The following is an 18,878-nucleotide window of genomic DNA, read 5'->3' as shown; positions in this document are numbered from 1 at the left end:
TTAATTTAAAAGGCAGCCTTTGAGCTGCCTTAACTATTATATTTTTCACTATTATAACTTAATGTATTTACAGCTAACTTGTTTTTAAAAACAAGGACTGATATAATCCCAAATGTTAACATTGAAGTTAATAGTTCAATGGAATGTCCTAAACGAACTGGTGCTGGCATGTAAGGATTAGTAAATATTAATGGAGTAGTTATTAGTATACTAAAAAGCAGTCCTGATGTTATATAAGTAATCCAATTAATATTACCTAATGAATTAATTATTGTAATGGCTAAAGCGGACCATAAAAAACCTCTAAATAATTGAAATAAAATCAATATAGGATCCTGGTTAAATTGATTTGAAAGATGTTGAAATACATTAACAATAGTTGTACTTCCGGTATAAAAATATCTCAAATCGGCAAATTGCCATGCAACGAAATATCCAAAAATAAAGTAAATTATAACATAAATAGATGATAAAATCACAATATTAGGTAATGATTTGGCAACTGATACTTTTACATTAGTATTAATATAATAAGAATGGACTTCTCTTTTAAATTTGCCCATAATCAAAACTGCTAATAATGAAAATATAATTGCATTTATAGCACCTGAAGCTACAACTTTTACTATTTCTGATACAGGCATCTTCACGGCATAGTTAAAATATAGGGTTTCTATTTGGGTCATAAAATATTGTATTCCCCAGAAAATCGTAAAGTTAGCTGCTACAAGTTGAAAGCCCCTTAATTTAGATTTAACAATAAAAAAGGTTAATATCAATGTATTTACAAAGGAATAAATTAATATTGGTGTAATTGAACTACTTGAAGATTTAGAAGCATGTTGAACTCCAACAAGTGAGGAAGAAACCGCCAGTCCTATAAACATTATTATAGTTAATAAAATAATCTTTAATCCGAAAATAATAACTTTTTTCATTATAACTCCATCCTTTCTTTGCATCTTCCTTCATTACCTTTTCCGAGAACATCATTTTCAAATTTAAGCTCATAGCCATGCATTGGTCTTTGACTTAGTAAACCTAAAATAGCATGTTTGGTTGACATTAATAGTACCTCCATAAGTTTATATATTATATGTAATATAATATCATGGTATTATATATGTAAATAGTTAGCATAATGATATAATTTATTTATAAGTAGTAAAAGATTGTGTAGCATTGTAAACTTGCATAGGCAAAAATTAAATGTTATTTATAAATATGTAGATGAATTTATACTTATGTTGTACTATATGGTGTATAAGGTAACTATTTAATAAGCATACATACAGGAGATGAGTTAAATGAATGATAGTAAAATTGATAAATTTGAAAATCCAATGAGGATAGCAGAACTTAATCCAAGAAATACATTAATAAAAGCAGGATTTAAAGAGAATATGATACTAAGTGATATTGGTGCTGGTACGGGAATATTTTCTTTTCCAGCTGCGAAAATCAGTAGTAATGATATTTATGCTCTTGAAATATCAGATAGTATGATTGAATTGCTAAATAATAGAACTACTGAACAAAATACTAAAAATCTTATAATTAAAAAGGTTGACTCCAACGTACTACCATTAGGTAATAACAGCTGTGATATGGCTATAATGGTAACTGTATTACATGAGATAGAAGATAAAGAATACATGCTAAATGAGATAAAGCGAGTTTTAAAAGAAAAAGGAAGGCTTATGATAATAGAGTTTCATAAGAGAAAAACACCAATGGGGCCACCAATCGATCATAGGCTGTCAGAAGAGTACATTGAAGAAATTTGTAATGATAACCAACTAAAAACTATAGAGAAATTTTCATTAGGAGATAATTTTTATTGCGCTGTATTTGAATCCTAAATTTCTTGTTTTTTAACATAATGTAGTGCAAAATGGGGGGATAACTTGAAAAAGAATAAATTACTAATTTTTACAAGAGTTCTTTATAGCCTATTTATAATTGGAACTATAGTTGTATTATGGATGATTTATAAAGATGTACATAGTAGTATAGCTTTTAAATTTGGAATGGGATATCTATTTTTAACTTTCTTTTTAATTTTATATGTTCCTATCATTACTATTTTAAATGCAAGAAAATTAAAATGGGTTAATATAAGAGAAAGATTTTTTAAATTTATTATTTCCTTTATAACATTATGGGCTTTAGGGTATGCTTTTGATTGGATTTTTAGACCATCAAAAGTAGATTTATTTAGAGGTCTTCCTATTGCATTTGGGTTAAGCTTTGGTATTTATTTCACTGATATACTATTTTTAAAAAAGAATAAAAATTAAAATAATTTAATTAAACAAACGCCTGTACTTATAATGGTATAGGCTTTTTGGTTTTTAAATAAATACAGAACCAGGTTCAAACATTGAAATATAACATAGAGTATAAGTTAAGTTTCACACTTGCATATCTATAATAATATAAAAAGGCTCCTACTAGAGTAAAAAAAACTTGAAAATTTATGTAATGGAATAAAGGAATATACGTATTAACATATGAATTACTTAGCTAAGTAAAAAAGTTAAAGAAAGGAGGTCTTTGAAAATATGGAGCAGATTGCCTTGATTAATTCTTTAGACAAAGAAGAAATTAAAGAAAAGGGCTTTACTTATATTTTTGAAACCTACTATAAAAGAGTTTACAACTATATATATTACAGGGTTAACTGTAATGCGGAAGCAGAAGACCTGACAAGCCAAGTTTTTGAAAAAGTAATGCTTAAAATAGAAACATATTCTGAAGGTAGATCACCTTTTGAAGTATGGTTATTTGCTATAGCAAGAAACGTAATAAATGATTATTTCAGAAGCTTAAAAAGGTATAAATTCTTCTCTATTGATAAAATTAATAAACTCACATCAGTGGAAAAGAATCCAGAGGATATAGTAGTAAAAGCAGAAACTAATGATGAACTTTTAAAGGCTTTAAATATTTTAAGTAGTAGAGAAAGAAATATTGTGGCGCTTAAATTTGGTGGAAACTTGAGAAATAAGGAAATTGCAGAAATTATAGATATTACAGAAAGTAATGTAGGGGTAATACTTTATAGAATAATGAAAAAGCTTAAAACTGAAATGGAAAGAGAGGTATAGTCATGAATAAAAAAGGTATTGAAGATAAATTTTCTATAGATATAGATGCTTATTTTAGCGGTATGGGGAATGTTAACGAATCAAACAATGAAGAATACAATGAACTTTTAGAGATTGGTAAAATTTTAGGAAATAAAGATTTCAGTGAAAATAGTAACAAACAATCTGTTTTTAATAAAACTGTAAGAAACATAAGTGCAGATAAAGGAGACAATGTTATGAAAAAATCAAATAAAATTAAAAAGGCTGTTATTGCAGCAGCATCCTTTGTGATAGTATGTGGAGTTTTTAGCCAAACCTCATTTGCTAAAGATTTAGCAGAAAAGGTAATCAATAAAATATCCCTTGGACACATAACAGCTGTACAAACAGAGCCTTCTGGAGTGAAAGAGATTGCAGTTCCAGATAATTTAAAAGGTAAGATTTTTGATAAGAATAAAAAACCTCTTACAGTAGTTACAAGAGATACTGGGAAAATATATACAGCTTCAGGGGAAGAAATTAAGAGTTGTGTAGACGGAAAAATAATAACAGTGGCTGAATCGAAAAAAATGGATGAAAATAATTTAATAGTTAAAGATGCTAGTAGTTTAAATAAATACACTTGTTTTAATGTTAAACTACCTTCATATTTGCCAAAAGATTATAAGTTTGACAGGGCAGAATTTTATAAAGGCGAAAAAGGGGATATAAGTAAAAAATATATTGATTTATTCTTCACTAATGAAAAAACAGGAAAATTCATTTATATACAGCAAAGATTTGCTGATGAAGAAACTAAATATGCAACTGGAACAGATGGTAAAATGGAAAAAGTAAAAGTTAATGGTGTAGATGCTGTAATAATTGATGATAGATATATTGATTGGGAAGCAAATGGTGTACTTTATAGTTTGTCAGGTAGAGGAGAATTTACAAAAGATGAATTAATAAAAATTGCTGAGTCTATTAAATAAAATTTATAAAATCTCAATACATCTTATTTAATAAAAATAGGAGCAACTATTAAAGTGGCTTCTATTTTAAGTTTTAATTAATTGTCTCTAATTACCATATTGAACTGCTTTTATATTTTGTTATGGTATAATTTATAATATAGGGTTGGAATTATAACAATTAACAACCTATATAAAAACCGTAATTAAAATTTGAATTAATAATGAACTGCTAGAGGTGTAAATAATGAGTCCTACAAACTTTAATCAGTATTTGAGAAAAATTGAATTGTGTAGAGAAAAAGTAGATTCTTTCTCTAGATATCCATATTGCTTATCAGCGATAAAAAATCTATCAACTTTGGAGTTTCATCCTAAAGTAACATATATTGTAGGTGAAAATGGTACCGGTAAATCAACCATACTTGAAGCAATTGCAATAGCATATGGTTTTAATCCAGAAGGTGGAAGTAAGAACTTTAACTTTTCAACAAATAACACTCATTCAGAGTTATGGGAAAACTTAAAACTAGTTAAAGGAGTAAGAAAACCCGAGGATGGTTTTTTCTTAAGAGCAGAAAGTTTCTATAATGTAGCTACAAATATTGATGAAATAGATGCAATAGGTTCCTATGGAGGGATTTCGTTGCACTCACAATCTCACGGGGAATCCTTTTTATCTGTTATTATGAATAGATTTAAAGGAAATGGATTATATATCTTAGACGAACCAGAAGCAGCATTATCACCATATAGACAAATGTCCCTGATTTCAAGGATTCACGATTTGGTTCAAAATAATTCTCAATTTATAATTGCTACTCATTCTCCAATAGTGATGGCTTATCCAGATTCAATACTTTATGAATTAAATGATGACTTTAAGGTAGTAAATTATCAGGATACAGAGCATTATAAAATTATGAAATCTTTTATTGGAAATCCTAAAAAAATTTTGGATATACTTATGGCTGAATAGTGGAATTTGAAGTGCACAGATAAAATCTGTACCCATAATGGTATAGGTTTTTTTATTTCTAGAGAATAATATTGAATCAAAGGAAATGCTTTATCTTGAGTTATTAGCTTTTGAAGGTGAGGAAATTGAAAGACGAGTTTGACCTAAGGTGGAAGGAGAAAAGGATATATGTAAGGCAATAAAGATTTATCTACAGGAGATATCTTCAGCCTTAGAATCCAATATAATAGCACCATTGACGGTCATGATGCAGACGATAATAGGGTAAGGAAAACGAAATAACCATAAGAGCATAATAATAGAGTCTGCCTTTTCAAAAAGGCAGACTCTAACTATATTTTATAGATAGTTGATATCGTTTGACAGAATCACCTAAATGGAAATAACGGTATCATTAAACTTAGATAAGGAATATTCACCTATGTCGTTGCCTGAAATATAAACCAGCCATCCTTGACTGAAAACTGGAACACACCTCCATGCTTTTCCACAATATGGGACATGCTTTTCGTGCCAAAACCATGTCCATGTTCTTTTGATACAGGCAAGCCTTGATGGAATATCGGTTCTACCTGATAGCTGTTGCGAATGTCAATGCACAGCTTGTTATTCTTGGAATACACACGCAGCCGGATTATGCGTTCAGTGATGTCTGTTATCTTTTCACAGGCTTGTATTGCGTTTTCAAAAGCGTTTGACAAAAGCGAACAAAGCTCGGTGTCGCTGAAGGGAAGCGAGTCAGGCAGCTTCGCATCTATCATCAACATGATTCCCGATTGTTTTGCTTTGGAGGCGAAAGCGGACAAAATCAGATTGACGGTTTCATTTTCGCAAAAGCGTATGGGCGTGATGGCGTCCATGTCGGACTGGGCAGTCCGCAGATACTCTTTGACCTCCTCTATATTTTCCTTGGCTGCCAGCCCCTGCAAAAGAGCGAAATGGTGGCGCATATCGTGACGATATGCCGCGGCATTCTGCTGCAGCTGCCGCAAAGAAGCAAACTCTGTCTGTGCCTGTCTAAACTGCGTATCAAGCATATCCCGCTCCCTTTGGATGCTTGCCTGTTTTTGCGTTTCGGCATAGTAAAAGAGGACAAACACAAAATAGAATGCCGATGTCACGAAGGGCATGAACTGTACAGCTGCACGTGACCCGCTGTACATAAAATCGGTATAAACAGTAGCTGTATAGTCGAACAGATAGTAAAAGGCCGGCATGGCGCCAAATAGCAGGCAGGATTTAACAGAGCGTTCCATCAGATGCCGAACAGATTTTACTGCATATTTTTGCAGGAAATAGTACATCAGAAACGCACCCGCAATATAACCGAAGTGGTTCATGGAAACGCTGTCAAAAACCTCGCCTGCAACAGTGCCAATCCAGCGGAGAGGCTGGCAGCACAGGAAGGAAACAAGCATACTGGTTAGCGAAATTAACCATGAGCGCTTTAAGTACACGACGATAAAAACAACAACCGGCAGATGGGAAAGCAGGGGATATATTTTGACCGTTATCTCCATGCCCCAGAGCTGCAGACTTGCTATTTGAAGCATAAATAAAATGACGGCAAGGCACCCAAGAGCCAGATAATTTTTCCGTGTACGCTCCATTCCGGCGAAGCTGACCGCAACTGCCGCGCCGAACAGCAGGGCAATCAAATAACGAGAGAATTCCATGACTGTTTCTATCATTCGCTTATTCCTCCTCCATTTGATAATTCAGATATTGCTGCTTAATCTCCCGTGCCTTGCCCTGTGCAACAGGGACAGAGGAAAGGGTCTGTAAGATAACCTGATGATTTTCGATGGTATCCACATACTGCATATTCACAAGATAGGAACGGTGAGGTTTGATAAAACACCCATATTTCAGAAGATTATCGCAAACAGAGGAAAAAGGCTCCGTACACTGGATTACCTTGCCTGAGCGCAGGTGATACAACACATTTCTGCCGATGACCTCGGCAAAAGCCAAATTGGAGATCAGTATTTTTTGAATTCCCTCATTACTCTTTACGATAACCGCATCCTCATCCTTTTCCACTTTTATGTAATCCAGCATCTCGTCAAAGGTAAAGAACAGTTTTTCTTTTGAGATTGGCTTTAGTACATAGTTAATGGCTTTCACTGAATAGCTTTCCAAAGCAAACTCGGGCGATGATGTAAAGAATAAAATCGGCGCGGTTTTGTCAAAAACACGGATTTCCTTTGCGACATCAATGCCCGTAAAGCCTGGCATAATAATATCCAGACAGTATATATCAAATCGCTTTCCTTTTTCTAAGGCTGAAACCAGCTCAAAACCGTTTGAAAAGACGGCATATTCGCAACTAAAGTTTTTTGATGTCCTGTATAGGTTTATGAGATGTACAATATTAGACAGCTCGTCAATATTGTCATCACAGACCGCAATCTGTAGCATAAGAATCCTCTCCGTTTCTTTATTATTCCATTTATACATGATAATTTTACCATAAAAGTCGAATATCCGTAACTATGATTCATGTTGAAAAAATCATGTTTCATGCAGCAGACGTTTTTTGGGAGAAATTTCTGATAGATTGAAGATGTGAATCAAAATTTCTAAAGGAGGAGCAACATTATGAAAAAGCGATTTATGAGCATCCTGCTCGTCATATGCATAATATTGACACTGCTGCCGATTTCGGCAATGGCGGCCACCCCGGGGGTGAAAATACTGTCATACCCCACAAAAAGAACCTACAAGCTTGGCGAGGGCTTTGATACAATCGGACTTAACGCGGTGAATAATGCCAATGGCAAAGAAACGAACGTTAATGGAAAAATTACCTTTTATACCTCTAAGACAGTGGAACTGACGCAAGGTCGTCCATTCACCACCGCTGGAACAAAGGTGGTTGAACTACGGTATGGAGGAAAGAAGGTAGCAGAATATACAGTTACCGTGACTGACGGCTCTGCCACTGCGACCGACACTATGGTACCAATGGAAGGACTGAAGCTGTACAAGGTGGATAAACGCAATCCGGAGTCGCACGAGAGCGTCACTACCCCCGATTTATGGAATAATTGGAATGTACCGTATCGCCTGTCCCTGGGCGGTGCCATTCAAGGGGAAATCCCTTACGGTACGGTTTTGGAAGCGACGGCCAGCGATGGGACATGGTTAAAAGTGAAGTATAGCGGCCGCGACTGTTACATTTTTCAGGCGAAAGTTTCAAAAGTGAATGAGCCGAGTATCGTGTGTTCCCCTTGGGCAAAAGAACGGCTAGCATACTACAATGGCTATATCGGAACGAAGGACATGTGGCCTAATGCGGCAAACGACTGGACAAAGCCTATCACTCGCGCGGATATGGTCTACCTGATTTTTGGAAGCGTTTGGGGAGGAAATGAGCCATATAGCGACGATATGCCATTTTACAAAAAAGAGCAGTTCATCGACATAAAATTTAACGAAATGATCGGCGGCAGAAATATAGGCGCACTTGCTTATTTTCTTGCAGATATGGGTATAATTCCGGGAGGTGGAAAATTTAACGCAGCAGAGAGCGTTACCTATGGGGAGTTTACTGAAGCCCTCATCAAGCTCTCGGCCTATATAGACAAATATAGATATGATGGAAACCTTGGGGTACTCACTAAAGCTGACATTGTGAAATTTGCAGTCGGGGGCGACACGAGTGCGGGTGCAAAAATCACCATGGAACAGGCTAGAATCATATGCGACGCCGCCATATGCTGGAATGATGAGAAGTATTGGCTAGTGCGCGGGGCTCAGAAAGGGGCCACCTTGATTGACTCAGGTGTTTTTGTTATGGATGTATCTATGGGGAAATATCCTAGTCAACCCCACGTTGTAATAGGTGCTGACAGTAAGGGGGAGCTTTCCAGCACAAGAATGCAAAAATTCAAAGTCAACTACAAAAAAACCATTCCAGCAATCGACCCCAAAAATGCTGCATTTATTATCCCTATGAAGCTGTTTACCATTCAAACTGAGGACGGCAAATATCTCGCTATCGAAGGACTTCCGTCAAATGGCAGTCGTCTGATCACCCGGGACGCAGAATTTCTGTGGTGGATTGATAGCGGAGCGAACGACCTGGCAAAGACAGCTAATATAAAAGTTCCCGGCTTTTATGACCAGTACCTGAATGCTTCAGGTCAAAGCAAGAAGGACGGTACCCACATCATTACATGGTATAGTGAAAATAAATATAGAAATAGCTACGACGGCAATTATCCGTACAACACCGAGTTCAACTTCTATATGGTGCATGGAGTAAATTCCAACACGCCTACCGTGGCGACAAAGCTCATGCACGGAAGGAATCTACTGTCATATCCCACAAAAACCATCTACAAGATAGGTGAGGGCTTTGACAGCACCGGGTTTAAGATGGTGTATAAGGATGATAATAATGGAGGTAAAATAACAGAACTCTTGGATTTCGGGTTTTATACCTCAGATGGCGTTAAGCTGACCCAAGGCCGTCAGTTCCAGACCGCCGGAACAAAGTTAATTGAAATAAAAGGAGACATTGGAAATGGCCTTTTAACGCTTGTGGCGAGATACTTTATTACCGTGACTGGCAATTCCGCAGGTGAGACGGTTATAAAGCCCCAGGTGACCGAAAAGGATGAGCTGGCTACACCTCGTTTATCGTCAGGATTTAGAGTAGAGACATTCCCCACAAAAACCACCTTCAATGTTGGCGAAAACTTTGACGTCACCGGGGTGAGTACAGTTTATAATAAACTCGGGCTTAATCGTATTGATGACAAATCAACAAATATTACCAATAAACTCACCTTTCGTTATTCGGAGGATGGCGTGAAATTTGTTGAACTAAAGCAAGGACATCCAATTCCGTTTACCAGCGCTGGAAGGAAATTGATTGAAATACAGTACGAAGGTATTACTGAAGAAATCTATTGGATCACCATAACCAAATGACCATTCCGGGCCAGTTACGCCGCCAGCTTGTATTGTTCGGCGGCGTAAAACATTTTTAATATCCAAAAACATGATTCATGTCCCAAAAATCATGTTTTATGCAGCGGACGGTTTTTGAGGGGAATTTTTGATAGACTGAACTCAAGCAATGTTCCATATATACCACCCAATAGAAAATGGAGAATTTGAAATGAAAATAGGGTTAAATTGACTGGCAAACAATCAACGAAATTGGCAGGCGGACAAAACTATGCTCTGTCTGCCAATTCCCAAAATGGACAAGGAGGATTATATTATGTTACCAACTTTCATCGCAATTGCTGCGGTTATTGTTCTATGGACAATCTCAACGCAGCGGAAACTGGTCGTGCTTGATGAGAATACAAGCAATGCCATGAGTCAGATCGGGGTGCAGCTGTCAAGCCGCTTTGATGCCCTGATTGCCCTTTTGGATTTGACAAAGGGCTATGCTAAGCACGAAAGCGAAACGCTAATTGAGACGATCAAATCCAGAAGAAGCGTGATTACGGCAAAATCTACACCGGATGATGTGCTCCACCAAGAAGGAGTTATTTCAGAAGCCTTAGGCAGAATTGCCATGGTAACGGAGCAATACCCAGAATTAAAGGCAAACCAAACGTATATCAAAACCATGGACGCGGTGCAAATCTTTGAAAACATGGTGCGCACCAGTCGCCTGATTTATAACGATAGCGTGACGAAGCTGAACCGTGAAATCCGAATGTTCCCGGTCTCCATGATTGCTGGGATGTTAGGTTTTAGGAAAAGAGACTATCTAGAGGAGCAGGCAGGCAAGTCAGATATGCCAAGCATGAAATGAGGTGCTCTATGCGCAAAAGAGTGCACAGCCTGATTCTATGCTTTGTCCTGCTATTTGCTCTCCCTCTCCCGGCTTTTGCAGCGAATCATGTGGATACCATGGATATTCAGGCTGTCATTTATGAGGATGGCTCCATGCGTATCACGCAGAGCTGGTTAGGGAGATTTGAGGAAGGAACAGAAAGCTACATTCCAATGAATGCGCCAGATTACCTGACCATAAGCCAGCTTACGGTATCCGACCAAAACGGTATCTATGAGACGGTGCCGGATTGGAACATTGACTGGAGCTTTGAAGAAAAGGCAGGAAAATGCGGGATTCATTATACGGACAGAGGTTATGAAATCTGCTTCGGCATCAGCCGATATGGCCAAAATCGCTATACCATTACCTATAAGCTGGATAACGTGGTAGGTAACTACAGCGACAGAGATGGCGTAAACTTCCGATTTGTCAATGACGGAATGAATACAACTCCTACCGATGTAACGGTTCAAATACGGCTTGCGGATGGCACGCCCATCACCGATGAAACCGCCGATATATGGGGATTTGGTTTCGTGGGCGATGTGGTGTTTGAGAATGGAAGTATCGTTGCCAGCACAGATACCCCACTCTCCGCGGGAAATCATGTAACGGTATTGTTTGCTCTGGATAAGGGAATCCTGTCACCCTCACTGCAGAAATCTGGGAGATTTCAAGAAGTGAGGGAAAAAGCCTTTTCGGGCAGCGATTATGATAACATCGGCTCCAACGTGGAAGACGTATCTACATTTGAAGCACTTACCGTGATACTGCTTTCCATTGGAATTCCCATCGGCCTGATTATTTGGATTCGCAGGATAAAAAAGAAAAGCTCAGAGAAAAAACGGCAAAGATTCGCAGAGAAGTTCGGGTATTTCAGGGATATTCCCAACAACGGTAATCTGAGTGCCACCTATGCACTGGGGAGAATTTTTGATGTTTGTGAGGATGGTGCGATCCTGGCCACGGGGATGTTGCGGCTGATTCAGCTAGGCTGCCTTTCACCTGTGGAAACCCAGGAAGCCGGATTCATGGGCAAGAGCGAAGAAAGGGTCAGTCTGCGGCTTATGAGCAGCCATCATGACAAAATGAACGAGTATGATGAGTACCTTTACACGGTGTTGGAGGGTGCTGCCGGTTCAGATGGTATCTTGCAAGCAAAGGAGCTGGAACGCTTTGCAAATCAAAATGATAGGCTGCTTCGTGCCTACATTGAAAAGCATGACAGTGCAGGAAGAGCATATTTGAATCAAAAGCATTGTCTAAAACGATGGAATATTTCTGCTAAACTTACCGACCTGACGCCAGCTGGGGAACGGGAGCTGGGCGAGCTGATGGGGCTCAAACGATATCTGACGGATTTTTCACTGGTTTCAGAGAGAGGTGTCAAGGAAATGCTCATTTGGCGGGAGCTGCTGTCCTATGCCATGCTTTTTGGCATAGCCGATCAGGTGGCAGAGCAAATGAAAGCGTTATATCCGATGCTTTCTTCCGAGCTGACCGAGTACAGCCAAAGAATGATTACCGTCTACTCCTATCACTATTTGCTTTACAGCAATATGGAAAAAGCGGAAGAGCAGCGCCAGCAGGAAAAGCGCAGCGGGGGAGGAGGAGGATTTGCTTCCCTTGGAGGAGGCGGAGGCTCAATCGGTGGCGGTTCGGGCGGCGGAACAAGATAATGATTGATAAGATATGGAGGAAATTAATATGGGCTTATTTTCTAAAAAACCACCTTGCCCCATCTGCGGCGGCAAGATTTCATGGTTTCTGCCATCGAAAATCGAGGGCGAATACATCTGTGACACTTGCTACAACAAGATTGATATGGAAAGCGACAAGGAAAACCATCTTACGATGCAGGAGTTCAAGGAATATTTAGCATTTTACGATCAAAACCAGCTGCTGAAAGATAAATTCGTGATTTCTGAACGAGTTGACTTCGGTCTTTGGGATACTAAAATCATCTTTGATCACCAGAATAAGCTGTTCTGCATGAGCAAAAACCCTGACAAAACCGTATTTGAGGGCAAACAGCTGAAATCATTTACCATTAAAGAGGACAATATCCCCTTGTTTGATGGTTCAGCGGAGGGTATACGCCGCTATACAAGCACTGTGCCGGAGCGCGCTATGGCTATGGCGCCTCAAATCGCCCAGTTTATGATGAACAGACAAATGGCCCGTGCCATTGACAAGCTGGATGACGGCAAGCAAAACGGGTCAGCACCGGTGCAGTATTTTGATGTACCAGAGCCCTTTCAGGCGTTTAACGTTGAGCTGCATTTTGACCATCCCTACTGGACGGTGATTAAATGCGACATGGACGGTCCACGATTTGATAATAACCTCCCGGATGTGAATGACTACATCCGCTCGTATCAGCGTAGCATTGAGGAAATTGAAAAGCTGGTGGAAGCATTCAAGACGGTTGCCTTTCCCAGTTCAACAGAGCAGTCCATCGGTCACGGTACGTCGGGGGTGGTACATGCAACCATGGCTCCTCCTACAGATGCCATTGAGGAAATCAAGAAATACAAGGCGCTCATGGAGGACGGCATCATTTCTCAGCAGGAATTTGAAGCAAAGAAAAAGCTCCTGCTTGGAATTTGAAGAAAACTGCCATATCCATGGGGAAAGGAGAGGAGGGCATGACTTACGCCTGCGAGGACTGCAGCTTTTTATTTTGCCGGACAGGAGAGGTAAATGAATGCCCCTCCTGTGAAAAAAAACATATTCGTTCTGCGACTAAAGAAGAAACTCAAAGGTTGCAGAAACTTCTGGAACAAGAAAAACCAACTTTGCGAATTAGGGAGGAACAGATCCTATGAAAAAAAGACTAAATAGGCGGCTATTGTTGAATGGTAAAAGAAGTTTAATTTTCCTATTGGTGTTTATGCTAATTATGCAAATAACAACAGTAAAGGCATTAGCAAATCCAGGCTACCATTTTACAGGCTTGAGTGATGGAGTTGATACAACTACAAGAATAGATAGCAATGTAACTCAAAACATAAGTGTAGGAGCAACTTTTGCGGCAGATATGAAAACAGACACACCTGTAATAACATTGACACCAAGAGAAGGAGATACAAGTTTAGTTGGAACAGCAGTGCCAGGAGCAACAGTAGTACTAAGCGTAAATGGTGTAGCAAAGCCACCAGTAACAGTAAAGATAAGTGGATATTGGACAGTTGACAGCTTAGAATTAAAAGAAGGAGATACGATTTCCGTAACAGCAATATTAGCGCCAAACACAGTAAGTGACGAAACGACAGCAACAGTAGGTGAAGCTAGAACAAAGCTAGCAACAGTAACAGGGCTAGCATGGGATGGAAATATAGCACGCTGGGCAACAGTGCCAAATGCAGGAAGCTATTTTGTGCAGTTATACAAAAATGGGAGTAAATTAGGGTTACCAGCAATGTTGTTACCCTTTCAGGTAGCTAATGGTTTTGATTTTACATCAGACATTACAGGGATCGATGGTGGTAAAGGAACATATACTTACAAGGTTACAGCACTTGCTGATATAGACAGTTTATTTTCAAGTGCAGATGAGTCAGCAGCTTCTAATGATAATATTGTAGCTACTCCATTAGCACAGGTGAAAAATGTAGCACTTTCTCCTTCAGGCGTAGTAACCTGGGATCCTGTACCTAATGCATCCAAGTACCAACTTGAATTGTTTTGGAATGGAACTTCGAAAGGAACCACTCCAATGGCATCAGGAGGTTCAGTAATTTTACAAATGAGGTCAGGAGGACCTGGTGTTTACACTGTTAAAGTAAGGGCACAGGTAGAGGGAGAGGGATCTATTTACTCAGATGGACCACAATCAGAAGCTTCAGGAAGTCAGACTATAATTCAACTAGCAAAAGTAGATGCAGGGCTAAAATGGACTGGAAATGTAGCACACTGGACAAGTGTGCCCAATGCAGCAAGTTATGATGTACAACTTTATAAGAATGAGAATCGATTAAATGGAGCAGTGAATGTTCCAGCAGCGAGTGCAGCTAGCGGTGTAGATTTTACATCAGCCATTATAGGCGTCGGTGGTGGTGCAGGAATATATACTTATAAGGTTACAGCAAAGGGAGACAGAGTTTTGCTTTTGGATGCAGCTCAGTCAGCAGTTTCTAATGATAATCTTGTAACTAGTCCATTAGCACAGGTAAAAAATGTAGCACTTTCTGCTTCAGGTGTAGCAACTTGGGACAAGGTAGCTAATGCATCTGGTTATGAAGTACAGTTATACAAGGGTAGTATAGAGCAAGGAAAAGCAGTAACAAAATCAGCAGATGCAATAGATGCAACAAGTCATAATTGTCTTTCAGACATGAAAGCAGCAGGAGCTGGTGTTTACACTGTTAAAGTGACAGCAAAGGGAAATGGAACCACTTACACTAATGGACCACAATCAACAGCTTCAGGAAGTCAAACTATAAAAAAGCTTGAAACAGTAACAGGGATCACATGGACTGGAGATGTAGCACATTGGACAGCAGTACCCAATGTAGCATATTATGAAGTACAGCTATATAATAATGGAATTAAATTATATGGGGTAGTAACTGTATTACCAGGTAATGTAGCTAGCGGTGTAGATTATTCATCAACTATTGCAGTAAGCAACGCTGGAACTTACACCTATAAAGTTAAAGCAAAGGCTTATTTAAGTTCTTTATTTTCAGATAGTGATGAATCATCTGCTTCAAATGACAACATTAGGACAATTCAGCTAGCACAGGTAAAAAATGTAGCACTTTCTTCTTCAGGCATAATAAGCTGGAATGCCGTACCTAATACATCCAGTTACGAAGTTGAATTGTTTAGGGATGGAACTTCGGAAGGAACGGATACAATGGAATCAGGAAGTTCAATAATTCTACAAATGAGGTCAGGAGGACCCGGAGTATATACTATTAAAGTGACAGCAAAGGGAAATGGATCTACTTATTTAGATGGACCACAATCAACAGCTTCAGGAAGTCAAAATATAACAAAGCTTGAAACAGTAACAGGGCTCACATGGACTGGAGATGTAGCACATTGGACAGCGGTAGCAAATGCAGCACTCTATGATGTACAGCTTTATAAGAATGGGAAGCTATTAAATGGAGCAGTGAATGTTCCAGCAGCGAGTGCAGCTAGCGGTGTAGATTTTACATCAGCCATTACAGGCGTCGGTGGTGGTGCAGGAATATATACTTATAAGGTTACAGCAAAGAGTTATTCAACATCTTTATTCTTAGATGCTTATTTATCAGCTTCTTCAAATGGCAATATTAAATCTCCAGCAGTAGTTACTGTGGATGGAAGCTCTGTAGCAGAAGCTATCGCAGGAAATGCAACCATCACAGGGTTGGATGCATCTAAAACTTATACAGTGCAAATTATCAGTGGAAGCGATAATGGAAAATATGTGAATGCAACAGGAACTGTAGGAAACATCACACCAGTATCTGTAACAGGTGTGACAGATATAACTGGTTTAGAAAATGGTACAACCTATAGAGTAGTAGATATAACTGCTCCAGCATTGGCAATTGAAACTACAAATCCCCCAGCAGGAACAGTAGGAGTAGCTTACAGTGGATTTAATTTTAATTCTACTGGAGGAGTAGGAATAAAAAGCTATACAGTAACTCCAGGTAGATTGCCGGCAGGACTAAGTCTTGCAGCTGATGGTACCTTAACAGGAACTCCAACTAGTGCAGGTGCATTTAGCTTTACAGTATCTGTAACAGATAGTGCAGTGCCACCAGCAACAGATAGACACATATATACAATGACTATAAATGCAGCAGAAACCTACACAGTAAGCTTTGACTCACAAAGTGGAAGTCCAGTAAGCGATATAGTAAATATAAACTCAGGAGACAAAATAACAGAGCCATCAGCACCAATAAGAACTAACTATACTTTTGGAGGCTGGTATAAGGAAGCTAGCTGTACAAATGCATGGGATTTCAGACAGATACAGTAACAGAAAATGTAACTTTATATGCAAAATGGACAGCAAATCCAACTTACACAATAAGATTTGACTCACAAAGTGGAAGCGCAGTAGGAAGTCTAACGAATATAAACTCAGGAGAAAAAATAACAGAACCATCAGCACCAATAAGAACTAACTATACTTTTGGAGGCTGGTATAAGGAAAGCAGCTGTACAAATGTATGGGATTTTGCAACAGATACAGTAACAGGAAATGTAACTTTATATGCAAAATGGACAGTGAATTCTTCAGGTGGTGGTGGTGGAGGCGGTTCATCCACATCATCTTCAAAAACAGAACAAGTTACAGTAAATGTTACAGATGGTAAAAGTGACAATACAGTTTCGAAAGTAGTAATTAATAGAACTACACAAGCAGATGGTACAAAAATGGATGAGGTGAAATATACTGAGGACAAAGCTAAAGAAACAGTAGATTCACTGAAAAAGGAAGGTAAGGATATTGCAAGAATTGTAGTACCAGATGCAAAGGATGAGGTATCAGAAACAAAAGTAGGTGTACCTAAAGCTACCATCTCTGTAATAGCAAATGGGAATATAAGCTTAGAAATAGATACGGAAAATGCTAGAATTACTTTACCTAAAGAATCTATAAAAGATTTAGCTGAGCCAGGAGATGGACAGATAGAGGAAGATTTATATTTTAGAGTAGTTCCAATAAAAGATGCAAAGCAGCAAGAAGAAATTAAACAAAGAGCAGTTCAAGAAGAAGTAGTAAAAAAAGTATCAGAAAATGATAGTATAGCAGTAGTAGGACGACCTATGACCATAGAAACAAATATGAGTAATAGATCAGTAGACATCGAACTGCCATTAAAAGGTGTTACAATTTCAACTAATCCATCAGAAAGAGAAGCTTTCTTAAAAAGCCTTGGAGTGTTCATAGAACACAGTGATGGAGAAAAGGTACTTACAAGAGGGGAAATAGTAGAATACAAAAATGGAACCTTAGGAATAAAATTTAGAATAAATAAATTCAGTACCTTTACAATTATAAAATTTAATGATAGCTCAGCAGATACTACTGGAGTAACAAGATTGGCTGGAGAAAATAGAGTAGATACAGCCATTGAAATTGCAAAAGCAGCCTTTAAAGACAAGGTGAAAAATGTAGTTATTGTAAATTCAGAGAACTATCCAGATGGATTAACAGGAAGCGTATTTGCATATAAGAATAATGCACCAATGCTTTTAGTTGGAAGCTCTAATAGCGATCCGGAAAAAATAATCTCTTATATGAAGGATAGAATGGAGTCAAATGGAACAATATTTATATTAGGAGGCACTGGAGTAGTGAGCAGTGCTATTGAACAAAAAATAAAAGATAGTGGATTCCAAACTATTAAAAGGATCAGTGGAATGGATAGATATGAAACTGCATCAAAAATTGCTGAAAATCTAGAGATTAAAGAAGGCTCACCAGTAGTTATTGTAAGTGGAGAGAATTTTCCAGATGCACTTTCAGTAAGCAGTGCAGCAGCAGTAAACCAATATCCTATATTATTAGTTGCACAGAATGAAATTCCTGATGCAATAAAGAAAAAGCTTTTAGAACTAAAGCCAGGTAAAGTATTTATAATTGGATTGCAGGGAGCAATTAGTGAAGCTGTTGAAAATCAAATTTCACAACTTACAGCACTTGATAAATCCAATATTGTAAGAATAGGTGGGATGGATCGTTTTGAAACTTCTATTGAAGTAGCAAAAAAATTCAATTTATCAGGAAGTGTTGGATGTGTAGCATCAGGAAACAACTTTCCAGATGCCTTAGCAGGAAGTATATATGCAGCAAAGAATAATTCACCAATTATTCTTTTAGATAAAGTTTTATCAGAAAACCAAATAAACTATCTAAAGAATAAAAAGGCATCAGAAATAATAATATTTGGTGGAGAAGGAGTGCTGAATAAAGCTCTAGAAAAAGAACTTGGACAAATTTTAAAATAAATTTAGAGAAGTAGATATGATGATCGATTCTGCAGGAATAACTCTACTAGAATATTTAGTTGAGTACGTCAATAAATTCGTAT

Annotated in this window: 15 protein-coding genes; 11 read left to right on the top strand and 4 right to left on the bottom strand. The window is 38.0% G+C overall.

Annotated elements, in window-relative coordinates; all coding sequences use genetic code 11:
- Positions 1-29: 29 nt before the first annotated feature.
- Positions 30-938 carry a hypothetical protein gene (locus tag BSD9I1_RS09690; protein WP_186430169.1) on the bottom strand — a complete coding sequence of 303 codons (909 nt, stop codon included), beginning with the start codon at positions 936-938 and terminating at the stop codon, positions 30-32.
- A complete protein-coding gene (locus BSD9I1_RS19010) occupies positions 938-1,066 on the bottom strand; it encodes a hypothetical protein (protein ID WP_278281167.1) in 129 nt (42 codons plus the stop codon). Before BSD9I1_RS19010 ends, BSD9I1_RS09690 begins: the two co-directional genes overlap by 1 nt.
- Before the next feature lie 241 nt (positions 1,067-1,307).
- Between BSD9I1_RS19010 and BSD9I1_RS09685 the strand changes: the two genes are divergently transcribed.
- The 5 genes from BSD9I1_RS09685 to BSD9I1_RS09665 all read left to right on the top strand — a co-directional run bounded on the left by BSD9I1_RS09685 (position 1,308) and on the right by BSD9I1_RS09665 (position 5,024).
- Entirely contained in the window at positions 1,308-1,862 is a 555-nt protein-coding gene (locus BSD9I1_RS09685; RefSeq protein ID WP_186430168.1) for a class I SAM-dependent methyltransferase, read from the top strand.
- A 45-nt stretch (positions 1,863-1,907) separates the two neighbouring features.
- A complete protein-coding gene (locus BSD9I1_RS09680; protein ID WP_186430167.1) occupies positions 1,908-2,300 on the top strand; it encodes a hypothetical protein in 393 nt (130 codons plus the stop codon).
- Between the two features lie 264 nt (positions 2,301-2,564).
- Positions 2,565-3,110: an ECF subfamily RNA polymerase sigma factor, BldN family gene (locus tag BSD9I1_RS09675; protein WP_186430166.1), complete on the top strand. Its 546-nt coding sequence runs from the start codon at positions 2,565-2,567 to the stop codon at positions 3,108-3,110.
- 2 nt (positions 3,111-3,112) lie between these two features.
- Positions 3,113-4,066, top strand: coding sequence for a DUF4367 domain-containing protein (locus BSD9I1_RS09670; protein WP_186430165.1), 954 nt, complete (start codon positions 3,113-3,115; stop codon positions 4,064-4,066).
- Between the two features lie 226 nt (positions 4,067-4,292).
- Positions 4,293-5,024, top strand: a complete 732-nt coding sequence (locus BSD9I1_RS09665) for an AAA family ATPase (RefSeq protein WP_035307707.1) — start codon at positions 4,293-4,295, stop codon at positions 5,022-5,024.
- A gap of 419 nt (positions 5,025-5,443) precedes the next feature.
- Here BSD9I1_RS09665 and BSD9I1_RS09660 read toward each other — a convergent pair whose 3' ends face one another.
- On the bottom strand, positions 5,444-6,715 hold the full coding sequence (locus BSD9I1_RS09660) for a sensor histidine kinase (RefSeq protein WP_186430164.1): 1,272 nt from the start codon (positions 6,713-6,715) through the stop codon (positions 5,444-5,446).
- 4 nt (positions 6,716-6,719) lie between these two features.
- Positions 6,720-7,445: a LytTR family DNA-binding domain-containing protein gene (locus tag BSD9I1_RS09655; protein ID WP_186430163.1), complete on the bottom strand. Its 726-nt coding sequence runs from the start codon at positions 7,443-7,445 to the stop codon at positions 6,720-6,722.
- A 180-nt stretch (positions 7,446-7,625) separates the two neighbouring features.
- Here BSD9I1_RS09655 and BSD9I1_RS09650 point away from each other — a divergent pair, with 180 nt between their 5' ends.
- The 6 genes from BSD9I1_RS09650 to BSD9I1_RS09625 all read left to right on the top strand — a co-directional run bounded on the left by BSD9I1_RS09650 (position 7,626) and on the right by BSD9I1_RS09625 (position 18,795).
- Positions 7,626-9,965, top strand: coding sequence for a hypothetical protein (locus BSD9I1_RS09650; RefSeq protein WP_186430162.1), 2,340 nt, complete (start codon positions 7,626-7,628; stop codon positions 9,963-9,965).
- A 295-nt stretch (positions 9,966-10,260) separates the two neighbouring features.
- Positions 10,261-10,806, top strand: coding sequence for a LemA family protein (locus BSD9I1_RS09645; protein WP_186430161.1), 546 nt, complete (start codon positions 10,261-10,263; stop codon positions 10,804-10,806).
- Positions 10,807-10,814: 8 nt separating this feature from the next.
- Positions 10,815-12,509 carry a DUF2207 domain-containing protein gene (locus BSD9I1_RS09640; RefSeq protein ID WP_186430160.1) on the top strand — a complete coding sequence of 565 codons (1,695 nt, stop codon included), beginning with the start codon at positions 10,815-10,817 and terminating at the stop codon, positions 12,507-12,509.
- 28 nt (positions 12,510-12,537) lie between these two features.
- Positions 12,538-13,440: a DUF4428 domain-containing protein gene (locus tag BSD9I1_RS09635; RefSeq protein WP_186430159.1), complete on the top strand. Its 903-nt coding sequence runs from the start codon at positions 12,538-12,540 to the stop codon at positions 13,438-13,440.
- A 214-nt stretch (positions 13,441-13,654) separates the two neighbouring features.
- Positions 13,655-16,816, top strand: coding sequence for an InlB B-repeat-containing protein (locus BSD9I1_RS09630; RefSeq protein ID WP_186430158.1), 3,162 nt, complete (start codon positions 13,655-13,657; stop codon positions 16,814-16,816).
- Complete coding sequence (locus BSD9I1_RS09625; RefSeq protein WP_186430157.1) at positions 16,792-18,795, top strand: cell wall-binding repeat-containing protein; 2,004 nt, start codon at positions 16,792-16,794, stop codon at positions 18,793-18,795. Before BSD9I1_RS09630 ends, BSD9I1_RS09625 begins: the two co-directional genes overlap by 25 nt.
- The last annotated feature ends 83 nt before the right edge of the window (positions 18,796-18,878 follow it).

Source organism: Clostridium sp. BSD9I1 (genome assembly GCF_900185645.1).
In the GTDB taxonomy this organism is placed as follows: Bacteria; Bacillota; Clostridia; order Clostridiales; family Clostridiaceae; genus Clostridium_AK.
The sequence above is the reverse complement of the archived record's forward strand: the minus strand, read 5'-3'. Positions and strand labels throughout refer to the sequence as shown.